Origin of the sequence: Microbacterium sp. WHRI 7836 (assembly GCF_040223885.2) — a bacterium.
Lineage (GTDB): Bacteria > Actinomycetota > Actinomycetes > Actinomycetales > Microbacteriaceae > Microbacterium > Microbacterium oxydans.
On record NZ_CP168171.1, the window covers coordinates 1,485,335 to 1,502,273 of the forward strand.

The window sequence follows — 16,939 nt, forward strand, 5'->3', positions numbered from 1 at the left end:
GAGGATCTCATCATGCAGCTGCAGTTCCTGGAAGCGTACGACCGTCAGCTCCGCACACATCCCGAGATCGCGGGGGCATCGAACGCGGCGGCGCACGGACCGCTCCTGATGGCGACGTTCCCCGGCGGACGCGGCTTCGTCACGTATGCCGAGCTCGGCGACGTGGATGCGGACGGCGTCGCGCTGTTGGTCGACGCGGCGGCCGACCACTTCGCGGGGCGTCCGGAGGTGAGGTCGGTCGAGTGGAAGACCCGCGGTCACGATCGTGCCCCCGGCCTGCACGACGCTCTTGTCGCTCGCGACTTCGTGCCGGAGGAGCCGGAATCCATCATGATCGGTGAGGCACGCCCGCTCGCGCGGCACGTCGACGTTCCTGAGCACGTCAGGATCAGGCGGAGCCGTAGTGATGCCGACGTGTTCGCGGCGGGTGAGATGCAGGGCCGCGTCTTCGATGACCCCGACTGGCGTTCGAGGTCGGAGGAGCTCGTCGTGCACCTGCGCGAAGACCCTTCGGCGGAGCTGTGGATCGCTGTCGTGGACGACGAGGTGATCAGCGCCGGGAGGCTCGAGCCGGTGGCCGGCACCGAGTTCGCCGGTCTCTGGGGCGGTGCGACGCTCCCGGAGTGGCGAGGCCGCGGCATCTACCGCGCTCTCACGGCGGAGCGGGCGCGCTCGGCTATCGCGCGTGGGGTCCGCTACCTCCACTCCGATTCCACTGAGTTCTCGCGCCCGATCCTGGAGCGGTCGGGACTGGTGAAGGTGTCGACGACAACGCCGTACGTGTGGACTCCCGTGCGAGGCTGATCCTGCGCGACGGCCTCGATGTCGGAGGGGCGGCATACGCTGGAGGTATGCAACCCACGCGCAGTGTCCGCCCCTTCGAGGTCATCAGCGAGTATGAGCCGGCCGGAGACCAGCCGAAGGCCATCGCCGATCTGGCGGCGCGCATCAATGCCGGTGAGACAGACGTGGTGCTTCTCGGCGCGACGGGTACCGGCAAGTCCGCCACGACGGCCTGGTTGGTCGAACAGGTCCAGCGTCCCACGCTCGTGCTCGCTCACAACAAGACCCTCGCCGCCCAGCTCGCGAACGAGTTCCGCGAGCTCATGCCCAACAACGCGGTCGAGTACTTCGTCTCGTACTACGACTACTACCAGCCGGAGGCGTACGTACCGCAGACCGACACCTTCATCGAGAAGGACTCCTCGATCAACTCCGAAGTCGAGCGACTGCGGCATTCGACGACCAACTCGCTGTTGAGCCGACGCGATGTCATCGTGGTGTCCACAGTGTCCTGCATCTACGGACTCGGGGCGCCGGAAGAGTATCTGCGGGCCATGGTCGCCCTCCAGGTGGGGGAGCGCTATGACCGCGATGCGCTCATCCGTCAGTTCATCGCCATGCAGTACAACCGCAACGATGTCGACTTCTCGCGGGGCAACTTCCGTGTGCGCGGAGACACCATCGAGATCATCCCCGTCTACGAAGAGCACGCGATCCGGATCGAGCTGTTCGGTGACGAGATCGAGGCGCTGTACTCGCTGCATCCGCTGACCGGCGAGGTCATCGAGAAGCTCGACGCCGTGCCGATCTTCCCGGCATCGCACTATGTGGCCGGTACCGACGTCATCCAGCGCTCCATCGGCACGATCGAGCACGAGTTGGAAGAGCGCCTCGCCGAGTTCGAACGTCAGGGCAAGCTGCTCGAGGCGCAGCGTCTGCGCATGCGCACGACCTTCGACCTGGAGATGCTCCAGCAGCTGGGCTTCTGCTCCGGCATCGAGAACTACTCGCGTCACATGGACGGTCGCATGCCGGGCGAGCCTCCGCACACGCTGCTCGACTTCTTCCCCGACGACTTCCTGCTCGTGATCGACGAGTCGCACGTGACGGTGCCGCAGATCGGCGCGATGTACGAGGGCGACGCATCCCGCAAGCGCACGCTGGTCGACCACGGGTTCCGTCTTCCGAGCGCGATGGACAACCGTCCGCTGCGCTGGGACGAGTTCAAGAACCGCATCGGACAGACGGTGTACCTCTCGGCCACTCCCGGGAAGTACGAGATGGGGATCGCCGACGGCGTCGTCGAGCAGATCATCCGCCCGACCGGCCTCGTTGACCCGGAGATCGTGGTGAAGCCGTCGAAGGGGCAGATCGACGACCTGCTCGAGGAGATCCGCGTGCGGGTCGAGCGCGACGAGCGTGTGCTTGTCACGACTCTCACCAAGAAGATGGCCGAGGAGCTCACCGACTTCCTCGGCGAGCACGGTGTGCGTGTCCGCTACCTGCATTCCGATGTCGACACGCTGCGCCGCGTCGAGCTGCTCAGTGAGCTGCGCGCTGGCGTGTACGACGTTCTCGTGGGTATCAACCTCCTGCGCGAGGGCCTCGACCTTCCAGAGGTCTCCCTTGTGGCGATTCTCGACGCCGACAAGGAGGGGTTCCTGCGCTCGGGTACGTCTCTGATCCAGACCATCGGCCGTGCGGCACGAAACGTGTCCGGTGAAGTGCACATGTATGCCGACAAGATGACCGACTCCATGACGAAGGCGATCGAGGAGACCGACCGACGTCGGGAGAAGCAGGTCGCGTACAACAAGGAGAACGGCATCGATCCGCAGCCGCTCCGCAAGCGCATCGCTGACATCACCGAGGTGCTGGCCCGTGAAGGTGCCGACACGGCGGAGATGCTGTCGGGTCGTGGCCGCGCGACGGGCAAGGGCAAATCGCCGACGCCCAACCTGCGTCGTACCGGGATCGCCGCCGAGGGTGCGCAGCAGCTCGAGGCCACCATCCAGGATCTGTCCGACCAGATGCTCGCGGCTGCGGCGGAGCTCAAGTTCGAGCTCGCCGGGCGTCTGCGCGACGAGGTGCAGGATCTCAAGAAGGAACTCCGCGCCATGGAGCGCGCCGGACACGCGTAAGCGGGGACGAACGATGGACGCTGCGGGGAACGAGCTGGCGGATCGTGTGCGCGCGTTGCTCGGAGCAGACACGGAGATCGAAGAGCGGCGCATGTTCGGCACGAGAGCGTTCCTCGACGACGGGCACATCCTGGTGGGCGCGCGTCCTGGGGGAGTGCTGCTGGTCCGTGTGGCGGATGAGGACGGCGCCGCGCTGCTCACCGAGCCAGGCGCGGCACGCGCAGTGATGGGGGCGCGCACCATGAGTTCGGGGTGGCTCGACGTTTCGCAGACGGCGATCGAAGACGACACGGCGCTCATGTTCTGGCTGGATGTCGCTCGAGAGTCCGCCGTTTCGAGGGCGGAGAGCTCGGAGCAGGGCTGACACGGATCCCCGCGCTCTCAACGATCGCGTGCCAGGGCGCGGACGGCCGCTCGCCCTAGGGGCAGTGCACCAGCGTTTTGGGTCCGGAGCGGTCGATCTCGTGCTGCGTCATCGGAGCCCCGCAGAGAGGGCAGGCGCGTTCGGCACGCTCGGCCGCGCTGGGTGGGGGCGTCTTCTCGTACGGGCCGACGGAGGCGGGTCCTGCGAACCGGATGAGGTTCGTGTTCACCCAGGAGTAAAGTCCTCCTGCTTCGCGGATGCGAGTGCGGAGGGGCGGGCGGTCGGAGTCCTGTGCCATGTTGATTAGTGTACTAACTATTAGTGCAGATGTATAGTCTCCCTTGTGACCCCCACCGACGACCTGCTCCGGCTCGAGAACCAGCTCTGCTTCGCCCTGGTGACAGCGGCGCGCAACGTCGTCGCCCTGTATCGACCGATCCTCGAGCCACTCGGCCTGACGCACCCGCAGTACCTCGTCATGCTGGCGCTCTGGGAACGAGCTCCTCGCACGCTGAATGACCTGGCCGTCGACCTGGCCATGGAGCCCGCGACCGCATCCCCGCTGGTGAAGAGGCTCGAGGCGGACGGGCTGGTCGCGCGTCAGCGAAGCACCGAGGACGAGCGGCGACTCGAGATCACTCTGACGTCGGCGGGCGCTGCGCTGCGCGAGCGCGCGGTGGAGGTTCCGCACCAGGTGATGGCCGCGGTCGGTATGGGAATCGACGAGATCGCGGCGCTCCGCGACGGTCTGGGCCCGTTCGCCGGGCGCCGTCCCGACCTCGGCTGACCTGTCGTCGGCGTCCGGCTCTGCCAGAGGTGATGGCGGTCCGGGGGAGACGCAGCCCCTAGGGTGGGGGCATGTCCCGCTCCGAGCCCTCGGTCCCGGTGCATGAGACTGCCAGGTCGAATCGCCCACGGATGCTGCTGCTTCCGCTCGTCGCGATCGCCGGCTTCTTCGCGACGATCATGTTCGCTGCAGCGGCGCAGGGGCTTCCGCAGTTCGGGGGATGGCTCGCCGATGCCGAGCCACGGGCCGGGGAGGGTACGGGGCCGACGGCGCCGGCGGAGACCGCACCCCCTCCGATGGATCCACCGGAGGACTCTCCGCTGCTCGCGATCATCGGATACGTCCTCGCCGCGCTCGTCCTCGCCGCCGTGCTCGCGATGGTGTTCTTCGGCGCCCGCCTCCTGATCCGCTACCTCGTCGGCCTCTGGCGCGACCGTCCTCTCGCGCGCCGAACGGCGTCGGCCTTGGATGCACACGTCGTCGCAGTGCCTGCAGCCGGGGGCGACCCGGACGAGGCGACGATCCGGCGCGGCATCGCGGAGGCGCTGCGGACGGTCGATGACCGGTCCCGACCCGGCGACAGCATCATCGCGGCGTGGGTGGGGCTGGAGGAATCCGCGGCGGATGCCGGTGCGGGGCGCGGTGTCAACGAGACGCCCTCAGAGTTCACCGTGCGCATCATCGGCAGACGCGCCGGGATCACCGACGACGTCGTCACCCTGCTGGGCCTCTACGAACGCGTCCGCTTCGGCGGTCACGATGCCGACGAAGACGATCGTGCCCGAGCTGCCGAGTGTCTTCGCGGCATCCAGGAGGGGTGGCGATGAAGAGACGGGTCCTCGTCGTGAGCGTCGGTGTCATCGGCGCCGCGGGCGTCCTCCTCCTGCTCGGACAGCTGGGGTTCCCCGAGCCGTTCGTGCTCGCCTGGATGATCCTCGCCCTCGCGGTGGTCTTCGCCTGTCGTCAGGAGTTCATCGAGGTCGGACCCGAGTGGCCTCCGGAAGCGCCGAGCCGCAGTTCGCACGGCTCTGAGGTCTCCCGCATGGCATGGGCGATCAACACCCGCACGGGAGTCGCCGGACACGTCGTCGTGCGTCGCGTGCAGGCGGTGCTGCGAAGACGCCTCGCCCTGCACGGTCTCGACCTCGACGACCCCGCACAGCACGCACGCATCGACGCACTCCTCGGCGAGGGGGTGCGGGACGTCCTGCACCGTCGCGAAGTGCAGCGCACCGACATCGAGATGGTGCTCGATGCGATCGACAGAATCCCCAACGACACGGAGGAGCCCGGATGACCAGCCAGGAGACCACGCAGATCGCCGAGACCGGGCGTAGGGTGCTCGACAGCGTCCGTGGAGCCGTGGTCGGGATGGACGAGCCTCTCACGATCGCCCTCGCCGCGATCCTCGCTGGCGGCCATGTGCTGTTCGAAGACGTCCCCGGCCTCGGCAAGACACTCGCCGCGCGGAGCCTGGCTTCGGCGCTCGGCCTCGACTTCCGACGTCTGCAGTGCACCCCTGACATGCTTCCCGGGGATGTCACGGGCTCCTACGTCTACGCACCGGCCACCGGCGAGTTCGTGTTCCGGCCGGGGCCGATCTTCACCGGATTGCTCCTTGCCGACGAGGTGAACCGCACCACGCCGAAGACGCAGTCGGCGATGCTGGAGGCGATGGCGGAGCGTCAGGTGACGGTCGAGGGCAACAGCTTCGCCCTGCCGCGTCCCTTCCATGTGATCGCCACGTCGAATCCCATCGAGTACGAGGGAACGTACGCGCTTCCCGAGGCGCAGCTCGACCGCTTCATGGTGCGGCTCGCGGTCGGCTACCCCGTGCCGGAGGACGAGACCCGCATCATCCTCGACCGCGTGAGACGGCAGAGCCCGGATGCCTCCGTCGAGCCCGTCGTCGACGGAGCAGGGCTCCTCGCGATCCAGGCGGCGGTCGAACGGATCCACGTCGATGCCGATGTCGCGAGATACTGCGTCGAGCTGACGAGGGCCACCCGGGACGCGGCGCACGTCGCCGTCGGCGCCTCTCCTCGGGGATCACAGGCTCTCGTCCTGCTCGGCCGAGCACTCGCCGCCCTGGATGATCGCGACTACGTCCGACCGGACGACATCAAGCGCATCGCGGGGTCCGTCCTCGCTCACCGACTCACGCTGACGCCGCAGGCCTGGGCACAGGGAGTGGATCCTCGTTCGGTCGTCGCGACGGTGGTCGAGGTGACTCCGGTTCCTCCGACAGTGGCTGCGGTACGGTGACAGAGTCGGTCCGCGTCACGGCGCGCTCGCATGTGCGCTGGAGTCGGACGCCTGTGATCGCGATAGGACTCGCGGGTTCCGCGATCGTCGCAGCCGCCGGCCTCGTGTTCTCTCGGCCCGATGTGGTCGGTATCGGTCTCCCTCTCGCACTGGCGACGGTGTGGGTACTGCTGCGCCGTCCCCGCGACGGCGTGCTGTCGATCGAGCTGCGGGCACGGCCGGAGGGTTCCGCCCCTTCGTCGGATGTGGTGGGGGCGGTGGGCGCCGACCTCGACACCGGCTGGCTCCAGGTCGCGGTCGACCAGGAGGAACGGCGGTCCGGGGTCGCCGACGTGTTGCCGGGGCGCTCCATCCTGACATCGCGCAACCGGCTGCAGCACTCTGGTCCTGTCGAGCTCCTCGGCGTGACGGCCCGAGGAGTGGCTCTCGACGGCGCCTGGGTGTCGGAGCCGGCACCCCGCGTCGCGCTGGAGTGGCACACGCCACCGAGGCAGGAGCGCATCGGGCAGCTGCCGGTCGCGCCACGGCTCACGGGCCTGCACGGCGCCCACGAGGGGTCTCGGCCCGGACAGGGCGGCGATTTCCGAGACATCCATCCGTTCGCCCCCGGTGACGAGCTGCGTCGTGTCGACTGGCGGGCGACCGCGCGCGCCGCCAGTCGACCCGGCGACCTGCTCGTGCGACGCACCGCCGCCCTCAGCGACTCATCGGTGGTGATCGCGATCGACACCGCAGAGGACCTGGGAACGGTCGTCGCATCCTGGGGAACGGACGACGCCGACCGATCGGGTGTCACCTCCCTGGACCACGCCCGCGAAGCCGCGCTGTCGATCGCGACCGCTGCGATCGGCGTCGGCGATCGCGTGTCGTACCACGCACTGTCGCCCGGCGGCCGGAGCCTTCCCGCCGGCGGCGGCCCGCGTCACCTCGCCCGCCTTCGCGACGTGATCGCGGCGACGGGTCAGAGTGAGGGCGACCCCCGGTATCGCCGGTCGCCGGTCGTGCCGCCGGGTTCCATCATCTTCGTGCTCTCGACGTTCTTCGACGGCGCCGCCGCTCAGCTGGTCACTCGCTGGCGGGCGTCAGGCCACGCCGTGGTGGCCGTCGACGTCCTCCCTGCACCGGAGGAGAGCCGACTCACGCGTGAACAGCGCATCGCGTTGCGCACCCTGCTGGCGGAGCGCTCCGACATCCTCGTCGAGCTCGAGCACGCCGGCGTCGAGGTCGTCAGTTGGACGGATTCCGATGCCGACGTCGCGATGAGGCTCGCGGCTCTTCGCCAGCAACGGATGCGGATGGTACGGAGGTGAAGCGCCGACTCCGATCGTTCCGGGTGCGGGCGGCCGTTCCGGGGGTCGTCGTCCGACTGCTGGTGGTGGGTATCGCGTGGGGAGGGGCGCTCGTGCTCGTCCCCTTCCCGTTGTGGCAGGGCGTCGCCGTGATCGCCGCAGCGCTCGCCGTCGTGCTCCCACGTTCCCTGGCCGCCTGGCTGGCAGCCGCATGCCTCGTGTTCGGCATTCTCCTGACGGACCCGGATCCGGGGCGCACCGCTCTGGCAGTGCTGCTCGTGCATGCGATCCACGTGCTCGGATCGTTGAGCCTGGTGATCCCGATCTCCTCGCGTGTCGCGCTTCCCGTTCTGGGGTCGAGTCTCGCGCGTCTCCTCGTCATCCAGCTGCTGGCGCAGCCCGTCGTGTTCGGCGTGTGGCTGCTCGCGCCTTCGGATGTCGTGCACGGCCTCACCCCGCTCGCACCGCTCGCCGCCGCGGCGCTCGCCGTCGGAGTTCTGCTGGCCCTGCACGCCGCCCGGAGAGCGGACGCTCACCCCCGAGAGTCCGAACGGGTGGAGGGGGAGAGCATCGCGGTGCGGCACGACGGAGCCAATGTCCGTGGCCCCTCGTAGACTTGTCCGGTGCCCATCGTCCCCGTTGCCTCCCCCGGAAAACTCAGTGTCCGCGGTGCCCGCGTCCACAATCTCAAGAACGTCGACATCGACATTCCCCGCGACTCGCTCGTCGTGTTCACCGGTCTGTCCGGATCGGGAAAGTCCAGCCTCGCGTTCGACACGATCTTCGCCGAGGGGCAGCGCCGCTATGTCGAATCGCTGAGCGCGTACGCGCGCCAGTTCCTCGGTCAGGTCGATCGGCCCGACGTCGATTTCATCGAAGGGCTGAGCCCCGCCGTCTCGATCGACCAGAAGTCGACCAACCGCAACCCGCGGTCCACGGTCGGCACGATCACCGAGATCTACGACTACATGCGACTGCTCTGGGCGCGCATCGGCATCCCGCACTGCCCTGAGTGCGGCGAGCGGATCCAGCGTCAGACGGTGCAGCAGATCGCGGATCAGCTCATGGAGCTCCCCGAGCGCACGCGGTATCAGGTGGTCGCGCCGATCGTCTCGCAGAAGAAGGGCGAGTTCGTCGACCTTTTCCGGGAACTGGGCGCGAAGGGGTACTCACGCGCGATCGTCGACGGCGACCTCATCCAGCTGGCCGAGCCTCCCACGCTCAAGAAGAGCTACAAGCACGACATCGCCGTGGTGGTCGACCGCCTGGTCGCATCCGACGACATCCTCGGACGCGTGACCGACTCGGTCGAGACTGCGCTGGGACTCGCCGGCGGTGTGGTGCGGATCAACTACGTCGACGGCGAGGGCGACGACGCCTGGCAGACCTTCTCCGAGAAGCTCGCCTGTCCGAACGGCCACGCTCTCACGCTCACCGAGATCGAACCGCGCACGTTCTCGTTCAACGCGCCGTTCGGAGCCTGCCCCGCATGCTCCGGCCTCGGCACGCGCATGTCCGTCGACGTCGACCTGATGCTCGGTGACGAAGACCTGTCGATCCGCGAGGGCGTCATCATCCCGTGGACCACGCAGGGCAAGGGGCTGTTCCAGTACTACGAGCGGCTGCTCGAGGGACTGTCGAACGACCTCGACTTCTCGTTGGACACTCCGTGGCGTGAACTGCATTCCGATGTGCAGAACGCTGTGCTGCGTGGCGAGAACTACAAGGTCTCCGTGAAGTGGAAGAACCGCTACGGTCGCGAGATGCGCTACACCTCGGGCTTCGAGGGTGTGGTGCCCTACATCGAGCGCCAGTACCTGCAGGCCGAATCGGACAACCAGCGCAACCGCTGGGGCGAGTACCTCCGCGAGGTGCCGTGCCCCGTGTGCGACGGCGACAGGCTCAAGCCCGAGGTCCTCGCGGTGCAGGTGCACGGGCACTCGATCGCCGAGGTCTCGCACCTGAGCCTGGCCGACGCGCGTGCCTTCATGGAGACGCTCACACTCACCGAGCGTGAAGCCAAGATCGCGGCTCAGGTGCTGCGTGAGATCCGCCTTCGTCTCGATTTCCTGCTGCAGGTGGGTCTGTCCTACCTCAACCTCAGCCGCTCGGCGGGGTCGCTGTCCGGTGGTGAGGCGCAGCGCATCCGTCTCGCGACGCAGATCGGCTCCGGACTGACCGGAGTCCTCTATGTCCTGGACGAGCCGTCGATCGGTCTGCATCAGCGCGACAACCGCCGTCTGATCGAGACGCTGCTCACGCTGCGCGACCTCGGCAACACGCTGATCGTGGTGGAGCACGACGAAGAGACGATCGAAGCAGCGGACTGGGTCGTCGACATCGGCCCCGGCGCGGGCGTCAACGGCGGTGCGGTGGTCCACTCCGGACCGTACTCCGCCCTGCTCGCCGACACGGAATCCATGACCGGGGAGTACCTGTCCGGCCGTCGTGAGATCCCCATGCCGAAGAAGCGCAGGAAGATCGACAAGAAGCGGATGCTGAGCGTCGTGGGCGCTCGGGCGAACAACCTCCGCAATGTCACCGCAGACTTCCCGCTCGGCGTCCTCACCGCAGTCACCGGGGTCAGCGGCTCCGGGAAGTCGTCTCTCGTCAACGACATCCTGTACCAGGTGCTGGCGTCGCGGCTGAACGGTGCGAGAACCGTCCCCGGCAAGCACACGCGGGTCACCGGACTCGACAACCTCGACAAGGTCGTGCACGTCGATCAGGCCCCGATCGGTCGCACCCCGAGGTCGAACCCGGCCACGTACACGGGAGTGTTCGACCGCATCCGCACCCTGTTCAGCGAGACGCCCGAAGCGAAGGTCCGCGGTTACCAGCCCGGACGCTTCAGCTTCAACGTCAAGGGCGGCCGGTGCGAGGCCTGCTCAGGCGACGGCACGATCAAGATCGAGATGAACTTCCTGCCCGACGTGTACGTCGACTGCGAGGTCTGCCACGGCAAGCGCTACAACCGCGACACGCTCGCCGTGCACTACAAGGGCAAGAACATCGCCGAGGTGCTCGAGATGCCGATCGAGGAGGCAGCCGAGTTCTTCGAGCCGATCCAGGCGATCCACCGCTACATGAAGACGCTCGTCGACGTCGGGCTCGGGTACGTGCGACTCGGCCAGTCGGCGACGACCCTGTCCGGTGGTGAGGCGCAGCGCGTCAAGCTCGCGACCGAGCTCCAGCGACGCAGCAATGGACGCAGCATCTACGTGCTCGACGAGCCGACGACGGGTCTGCACTTCGAAGACGTCCGCAAGCTCCTCGAAGTGCTCAACGGACTGGTCGACAAGGGCAACACGGTCATCGTGATCGAGCACAACCTCGACGTGATCAAGTCCGCGGACTGGGTGATCGATCTCGGCCCTGAGGGCGGTTCGGGCGGCGGACAGATCGTCGCCACGGGTACCCCGGAGCAGATCGCGCGCGTCGAGGAGAGCCACACCGGTCTCTTCCTCGCCGAGATCCTGGGTGAGGGGCGCTCCGCGCGGAAGGCCAGCTGATGGCCGACGTGTTGCCGTACAAGCCGCGGGCCGGAGAGATACCCACCGACCCCGGCGTGTACCGGTTCCGCGACTCGGCCGGTCGCGTGCTCTACGTGGGGAAGGCGAAGAACCTCCGGCAGCGGCTGTCGAACTACTTCGCGCCGCTGCGGACCCTGCACGAGCGGACCCGACGCATGGTCACGACGGCGTCGTCCGTCGAGTGGACGGTGGTCCCGACCGATGTCGACTCGCTCCAGCTCGAGTACATGTGGATCAAGGAGTTCGATCCGCCCTTCAACGTGCGGTACAAGGACGACAAGTCCTATCCCTTCATGGCTGTCACGCTCGCAGACGAAGCACCGCGTGTGATCGTTACGCGCAACCGGAAGATCCCCGGCGCTCGCTACTTCGGCCCTTTCCCGAAGGTGTGGGCCGTGCACGAGACGATCGACCTGATGATCAAGGCGTTCCCGATCCGCACCTGCAGTGACTCCAGCTACCGTCGCGCCATGCAGACGGGCAGGCCGTGCTTCCCCGGCCAGATCGGCAAGTGCGGTGGTCCGTGCTCGATGACGGTGAGCATCGAGGAGCACCGTGCCATGGTCGACGACTTCGTCGCCTTCATGGCCGGTGGTGATGAGCGCTTCACGCGCGAGCTCACGAAGCGGATGCTGGCCGCGTCGGCGGCGATGGACTACGAGGCCGCAGCCAAGTATCGGGACAAGCTCTCGGCCATCGAAGCTGTGCTGGGCAAGAGTGCACTCGTGCTCCCCAGTGATGAGGACGCCGACCTGTTCGGCATCGCCGAGGACGAGTTGGCGGCGGCGGTGCAGCACTTCGTCATCCGCGGCGGCAGGGTCCGTGGTGTGCGTGCTCTGACGATCGAGAAGGAGATCGACATCTCCAGCGGCGAACTCGTCGAGCAGGTTCTCCAGCAGGCCTACGGCGAAGCGCAGGACGTGCCGCGGCGTATCCTGGTGCCCACGCTGCCCGACGACGCCGCGGAGCTCGAGCTGTGGCTGCGTGAACGCCGCGGTAAGAAGGTCGAGATCGCGGTGGCGCAACGCGGCCAACGCGCAGATCTCATGCGCACGGCGACCTTGAACGCACAGCAGGCGTTGATCCGTCACAAGACACGGCGCACGACCGACTACGTCGCCCGCACGCAGGCTCTCACTGACCTGCAGGAGGCGCTCGGGATGGACGAAGCGCCGCTGCGGATCGAGTGCTTCGACATCTCGCACCTCGGCGGCACGAATGTCGTCGCCTCGATGGTGGTGTTCGAGGACGGCCTTCCCCGCAAGGACCAGTACCGCTCGTTCAACATCGCCGAGACCACGGATGACACCGACTCGATGTATCAGGTGCTCCGTCGTCGCTTGGCCTACCTCGACCGACCCGAAGAGCCGGAGGCCATCGACCCGACGACAGACGAGGTCGTCGGGGAAGACGTCGGCGAGGCGACAGCACGTCGGAAGCCCCGCTTCGCGTATCCACCGCAGCTGCTTCTCGTCGACGGCGGACAGCCTCAGGTCGAAGCGGCGGCCAGGGCGCTCCGTGATGCGGGACACACCGAGATCGCGGTGTGCGGCATAGCGAAGCGACTCGAAGAAGTCTGGCTTCCCGGCGAGGACTTCCCGGTGATCCTGCCGCGCACGAGCGAAGCCCTCTACCTGTTGCAGCGGCTTCGCGACGAGGCACACCGGTTCGCGATCACGCATCAGCGCAAGAAACGGCGGAACGACATCGGCTCCGTCCTCGCCGAGGTTCCCGGGCTGGGTGCCGCGCGCATCAAGGTGCTGCTCAAGCACTTCGGCTCGGTCACCGCTCTTCGCGCGGCAGAACCGGGGCAGATCGAAGAGGTCCAGGGGATCGGTCCCGTGCTCGCCCAGAACATCCACACGCACCTCTCCACTCGCTAGGCTGGAGGTCGAGGGGGAGAGGGAGCACTGAGCGATGTCTGACGGGGAAAAGGGCGAGTTCCTCATCGTCACGGGAATGTCCGGCGCGGGTCGGACGACGGTGGCGAACGCACTCGAGGACCTCGGCTGGTACGTGGTCGACAATCTGCCCCCGCAGATCCTGCGTCCTCTGCTCGATCTGACCGACATGGGTGGCACGGCGCTGCCCAAGGTCGCCGCCGTCGTGGACGTCCGTGGACGCAACCTCTTCGACGACTTCCCCGGTGTGGCGCGTGCGCTGCGTTCCCGTGGCTCCGTCCGCGTGCTGTTCCTCGACGCGTCGGACGACGTGCTGGTGCGTCGATTCGAGTCCGTGCGCAGACCGCATCCGTTGCAGGGGGAGGGGACTCTGCTCGACGGCATCCGTACCGAGCGTGAGCGCCTCGCCCCGATCCGCGAAGGCGCGGACCTGGTGATCGACACCTCGATGCTCAACATCCACCAGCTCGCCACGCACGTCTCCGACATCTTCTCGGCAGAGGGCGAGGCGCGGCATCGGGTCACGTTGCTGAGCTTCGGATTCAAGTACGGGCTTCCGACCGACGTCGACATCGTGGCAGACATGCGATTCCTGCCGAACCCGTTCTGGAACGAGGAGCTGCGCGGTCAGACGGGACAGGACGAGCCCGTGCGCGAGTACGTCCTCTCCCGCGAAGGCGCGATGGAGTTCCTGGACTCCTATTCGAAGGCGCTGGTGCCCGTGCTCGAGGGATACCAGCGCGAGAACAAGAGCCACTCGACGATCGCTATCGGCTGCACCGGCGGGAAGCACCGTTCCGTGGCGATGTCGGAAGAGCTGGCGCGCCGCCTCGCTGCGATCCCCGGAGTGGCCGTGAACGTCCGTCACCGGGACCTGGGCCGAGAGTAGCGGGCCGTCCGGCCGAGTAAGCTGGACGTTTGCGTCGCGATCCGGCGCGTGAACGTGAAGGAGTGTCGTGGCACTAACCACCGACGTCAAGGCCGAGCTGGTCAGCATCCGCAACGCACCCCCGACGGTGCGAGTCGCGGAAGTGACCGCCATACTCCGGTTCGCCGGTGGTCTGCATTCGATCGCCGGCCGTGTGGCCGTGGAGGCCGAGGTGGATGCCGAGACTCTCGCACGACGCGTCGCCCGCGACCTCGCTGAGATCTACGGCGTGCGCCCGGAGATCGCCCAGGTGCAGTCGAGCACCGCGAACGACGGTGCACGCTGGGCTGTGCGGGTGATCGCGCAGGGGGAGACCCTGGCCCGTCAGACGGGTCTGCTCGATCAGCGTCGACGGCCCGTCCGTGGGCTTCCCAACCGGCTCACCACCGGTTCCCGGGCCGAGGTCGCCGGCTTGTGGCGCGGCGCGTTCCTCGCGGCCGGCAGCCTGAGCGAGCCAGGACGCTCCGCCATGCTCGAGGTCGTCTGCCCGTCCTCGGAGGCGGCCATGGCTCTCGTCGGCGCCGCGCATCGACTCGGGGTGGCCGCGAAGGCCCGTGAGGTGCGCGGTATGCCGCGCGTGGTCGTGCGCGAAGGCGAGGCCATCCGCACCATCCTGAACGAGATGGGAGCGCAGAAGACCGCGATCGCCTGGGAGGAGCTCCGCCAGCGCCGCGAGGTCAGGGCCGGCGTCAACCGTCTGGTGAACTTCGACGACGCGAACCTGCGCCGTTCCGCACAGGCCGCCGTTGCCGCGTGCGCGCGTGTCGAGCGTGCCCTCGAGATCCTGGCCGACGAGGTCCCCGATCATCTGAAGGTGGCGGGCGAGCTTCGTCTCGCGCACCGTGATGCCAGCCTCGACGAGCTGGGACACCATGCCGACCCGCCACTGACGAAGGACGCCGTCGCCGGTCGCATCCGTCGCCTGCTGGCGATGGCGGACAAGCGCGCGCAGCAGGAGGGCATTCCCGGAACGGAAGCCGCCGTCCCCGTCGGACTCGACGTCTGATCCGCATCCTCGACCAAGGCCCGTCGTCCGGCATCCGGACGGCGGGTCTTCGTCATACGGCGGAAGGATCGGGGCCGTGGCCGCGTTGTCGTCAGTAGGATGAATCACGTCCGCTCTACGCCGCACATCGGCGGCGCGGAGGATCGGCAAGCGCCGCGGCGCGGCGCGGATTGGATGAAAGCGATATGGCGACCTACACGCTCCCCGACCTTCCCTACGACTTCGCAGCCCTCGAGCCGCACATCAGCGGCAAGATCATGGAGCTGCACCATGACAAGCACCACGCGACCTACGTCGCCGGCGCGAACACCGCTCTCGAGCAGCTCGCCGAGGCTCGCGAGAGCGGCAACCTCGCGAACGTGAACAAGCTCGAGAAGGACCTCGCCTTCAACCTCGGCGGTCACGTCAACCACTCGATCTTCTGGACCAACCTGTCGCCGAATGGCGGAGGTCAGCCCGAGGGCGAGCTGAAGGCCGCGATCGATGAGTACTTCGGCTCGTTCGAGAAGTTCCAGGCGCACTTCACCGCCGCGGCCACCGGAATCCAGGGCTCCGGCTGGGCGGTGCTCAGCTGGGACTCGATCGGCTCGCGCCTCATCATCCAGCAGCTCTTCGACCAGCAGTCGAACACGGCGCAGGGCACCATCCCGCTGTTCCAGCTCGACATGTGGGAGCACGCCTTCTACCTCGACTACCTCAACGTGAAGGCCGACTACGTCAAGGCCGCGTGGAACATCGCCAACTGGGAGAACGTCGCCCAGCGCCTCGAGGTCGCCCGTCAGCAGACGAACGGCCTGCTGGTACTGTCGTAATCGGGTCGCGTCCCGACGGGCCACGGCTCGTCGGGACGCCCTCTCAGCCAAAAAACCCCGCACCTCACGCTCGCTGGAAAGCCGCGTGCGATGCACGAGAAACAGGGAGACCTGAGTGTCTGTCAAGATCGGTATCAACGGCTTCGGCCGCATCGGACGCAACTACTTCCGCGCGGCTCTCGCGCAGGGAGCAGACCTTGAGATCGTCGCCGTCAACGACCTCACCGACAACAAGACCCTGGCGCACCTGCTGAAGTACGACTCGGTGGGCGGCGTCCTCGACGCCGAGATCAGCTACGACGACGAGAGCATCACCGTCAACGGCAAGACCATCAAGGCGTTCGCCGAGCGCGACCCCGCAGGCCTCCCGTGGGGCGAGCTGGGCGTCGACATCGTGATCGAGTCGACCGGCTTCTTCACCAAGGCCGAGCTCGCCAAGAAGCACATCGAGGCCGGCGCGAACAAGGTCCTCATCTCGGCTCCCGGTACGGGCGTCGACGGCACGTTCGTCATGGGCGTGAACGAGGACACGTACAACCCGGAGACCGACCACATCATCTCCAACGCGTCCTGCACCACGAACTGCCTCGCGCCGCTGGCTCAGGTCTTCAACGACGCGTTCGGCATCGACCGCGGTTTCATGATGACCGCGCACGCGTACACCGCAGACCAGAACCTGCAGGACGGCCCGCACAGCGACCTCCGTCGTGCCCGTGCCGCTGCGATCAACATCACCCCGGCCTCGACCGGTGCGGCCAAGGCCATCGGCGAGGTGCTCCCTGAGCTCCAGGGCAAGCTGAGCGGTTCGTCGTACCGTGTTCCGGTTCCCACCGGCTCGATCGTCGACCTCACCCTCATCACCGACCGTGAGAACCTGACGGTCGACGAGGTCAACGAGGCCTACAAGAAGGCTGCTGCCGAGGGCCGTCTCGCGGGCTACCTCCAGTACAACGAGGACCCGATCGTCTCGAGCGACATCGTGCACAACCCGCACTCGTCGATCTTCGACTCGACGCTCACCAACGTGAGCGGCAACCTGATCAAGGTGTCCAGCTGGTACGACAACGAGTGGGGCTACTCCAACCGTCTCGTCGACCTGACCGAGTACGTGGCCGAGCGCCTCTAAGCTC

Annotated in this window: 16 protein-coding genes; 15 read left to right on the forward strand and 1 reads right to left on the reverse strand. The window is 67.4% G+C overall.

The features are described 5' to 3' along the window. Positions 1–12: 12 nt before the first annotated feature. From ABRP18_RS07060 to ABRP18_RS07070, 3 genes are read left to right on the forward strand one after another with little or no spacing between them, the layout of a single operon-like run. Positions 13–804, forward strand: a complete 792-nt coding sequence (locus tag ABRP18_RS07060) for a GNAT family N-acetyltransferase (RefSeq protein ID WP_349884405.1) — start codon at positions 13–15, stop codon at positions 802–804. Between the two features lie 47 nt (positions 805–851). Further along, positions 852–2,924 (forward strand): excinuclease ABC subunit UvrB, encoded by a 2,073-nt coding sequence (gene uvrB, locus ABRP18_RS07065; RefSeq protein WP_046749425.1) that lies wholly within the window; start codon positions 852–854, stop codon positions 2,922–2,924. Between the two features lie 13 nt (positions 2,925–2,937). Next, on the forward strand, positions 2,938–3,288 hold the full coding sequence (locus tag ABRP18_RS07070) for a TfoX/Sxy family protein (RefSeq protein WP_218867902.1): 351 nt from the start codon (positions 2,938–2,940) through the stop codon (positions 3,286–3,288). A 55-nt stretch (positions 3,289–3,343) separates the two neighbouring features. Here the strand turns inward: ABRP18_RS07070 and ABRP18_RS07075 are convergent, their stop codons facing one another. Further along, entirely contained in the window at positions 3,344–3,586 is a 243-nt protein-coding gene (locus tag ABRP18_RS07075; RefSeq protein ID WP_105724504.1) for a hypothetical protein, read from the reverse strand. Between the two features lie 45 nt (positions 3,587–3,631). On the opposite strand from ABRP18_RS07075, the gene ABRP18_RS07080 reads away from it, so the two are divergent. From ABRP18_RS07080 to gap, 12 genes are all read left to right on the forward strand, one after another. Beyond that, positions 3,632–4,075 (forward strand): MarR family winged helix-turn-helix transcriptional regulator, encoded by a 444-nt coding sequence (locus ABRP18_RS07080; protein ID WP_058632243.1) that lies wholly within the window; start codon positions 3,632–3,634, stop codon positions 4,073–4,075. A 71-nt stretch (positions 4,076–4,146) separates the two neighbouring features. Then, positions 4,147–4,902 carry a DUF4129 domain-containing protein gene (locus ABRP18_RS07085; RefSeq protein WP_349884406.1) on the forward strand — a complete coding sequence of 252 codons (756 nt, stop codon included), beginning with the start codon at positions 4,147–4,149 and terminating at the stop codon, positions 4,900–4,902. Further along, complete coding sequence (locus ABRP18_RS07090; RefSeq protein WP_349884407.1) at positions 4,899–5,372, forward strand: hypothetical protein; 474 nt, start codon at positions 4,899–4,901, stop codon at positions 5,370–5,372. Before ABRP18_RS07085 ends, ABRP18_RS07090 begins: the two co-directional genes overlap by 4 nt. Then, a complete protein-coding gene (locus ABRP18_RS07095; RefSeq protein WP_193761924.1) occupies positions 5,369–6,340 on the forward strand; it encodes a MoxR family ATPase in 972 nt (323 codons plus the stop codon). Before ABRP18_RS07090 ends, ABRP18_RS07095 begins: the two co-directional genes overlap by 4 nt. Further along, positions 6,337–7,650, forward strand: coding sequence for a DUF58 domain-containing protein (locus ABRP18_RS07100; protein WP_349884408.1), 1,314 nt, complete (start codon positions 6,337–6,339; stop codon positions 7,648–7,650). Before ABRP18_RS07095 ends, ABRP18_RS07100 begins: the two co-directional genes overlap by 4 nt. Further along, positions 7,647–8,243, forward strand: coding sequence for a hypothetical protein (locus tag ABRP18_RS07105; RefSeq protein ID WP_141369316.1), 597 nt, complete (start codon positions 7,647–7,649; stop codon positions 8,241–8,243). Before ABRP18_RS07100 ends, ABRP18_RS07105 begins: the two co-directional genes overlap by 4 nt. A gap of 9 nt (positions 8,244–8,252) precedes the next feature. Further along, the gene (gene uvrA, locus ABRP18_RS07110; protein ID WP_349884409.1) at positions 8,253–11,141 is read left to right on the forward strand and encodes an excinuclease ABC subunit UvrA; all 2,889 of its coding nucleotides are present in this window, start codon (positions 8,253–8,255) and stop codon (positions 11,139–11,141) included. Beyond that, the gene (uvrC, locus tag ABRP18_RS07115; protein ID WP_113680974.1) at positions 11,141–13,045 is read left to right on the forward strand and encodes an excinuclease ABC subunit UvrC; all 1,905 of its coding nucleotides are present in this window, start codon (positions 11,141–11,143) and stop codon (positions 13,043–13,045) included. Before uvrA ends, uvrC begins: the two co-directional genes overlap by 1 nt. 34 nt (positions 13,046–13,079) lie before the next feature. After that, a complete protein-coding gene (gene rapZ / locus ABRP18_RS07120; RefSeq protein WP_046749271.1) occupies positions 13,080–13,952 on the forward strand; it encodes an RNase adapter RapZ in 873 nt (290 codons plus the stop codon). A 67-nt stretch (positions 13,953–14,019) separates the two neighbouring features. Next, the gene (gene whiA / locus ABRP18_RS07125; protein WP_017830285.1) at positions 14,020–14,997 is read left to right on the forward strand and encodes a DNA-binding protein WhiA; all 978 of its coding nucleotides are present in this window, start codon (positions 14,020–14,022) and stop codon (positions 14,995–14,997) included. A gap of 185 nt (positions 14,998–15,182) precedes the next feature. Further along, on the forward strand, positions 15,183–15,809 hold the full coding sequence (locus ABRP18_RS07130; protein ID WP_025105027.1) for a superoxide dismutase: 627 nt from the start codon (positions 15,183–15,185) through the stop codon (positions 15,807–15,809). 115 nt (positions 15,810–15,924) lie between these two features. Beyond that, entirely contained in the window at positions 15,925–16,935 is a 1,011-nt protein-coding gene (gene gap / locus ABRP18_RS07135; protein ID WP_113680973.1) for a type I glyceraldehyde-3-phosphate dehydrogenase, read from the forward strand. Positions 16,936–16,939 lie beyond the last annotated feature (4 nt).

What these genes read in the sequence shown, in the direction of transcription:
- rapZ (WP_046749271.1), top strand. Translation starts at nt 13,080, where the DNA reads ATGTCTGACGGGGAAAAGGGCGAGTTCCTCATCGTCACGGGAATGTCC.
- ABRP18_RS07130 (WP_025105027.1), top strand. Translation starts at nt 15,183, where the DNA reads ATGGCGACCTACACGCTCCCCGACCTTCCCTACGACTTCGCAGCCCTC.
- ABRP18_RS07085 (WP_349884406.1), top strand. Translation starts at nt 4,147, where the DNA reads ATGTCCCGCTCCGAGCCCTCGGTCCCGGTGCATGAGACTGCCAGGTCG.
- ABRP18_RS07090 (WP_349884407.1), top strand. Translation starts at nt 4,899, where the DNA reads ATGAAGAGACGGGTCCTCGTCGTGAGCGTCGGTGTCATCGGCGCCGCG.
- ABRP18_RS07075 (WP_105724504.1), bottom strand. Translation starts at nt 3,586, where the DNA reads ATGGCACAGGACTCCGACCGCCCGCCCCTCCGCACTCGCATCCGCGAA.
- ABRP18_RS07095 (WP_193761924.1), top strand. Translation starts at nt 5,369, where the DNA reads ATGACCAGCCAGGAGACCACGCAGATCGCCGAGACCGGGCGTAGGGTG.
- ABRP18_RS07060 (WP_349884405.1), top strand. Translation starts at nt 13, where the DNA reads ATGCAGCTGCAGTTCCTGGAAGCGTACGACCGTCAGCTCCGCACACAT.
- ABRP18_RS07070 (WP_218867902.1), top strand. Translation starts at nt 2,938, where the DNA reads ATGGACGCTGCGGGGAACGAGCTGGCGGATCGTGTGCGCGCGTTGCTC.
- uvrB (WP_046749425.1), top strand. Translation starts at nt 852, where the DNA reads ATGCAACCCACGCGCAGTGTCCGCCCCTTCGAGGTCATCAGCGAGTAT.
- uvrC (WP_113680974.1), top strand. Translation starts at nt 11,141, where the DNA reads ATGGCCGACGTGTTGCCGTACAAGCCGCGGGCCGGAGAGATACCCACC.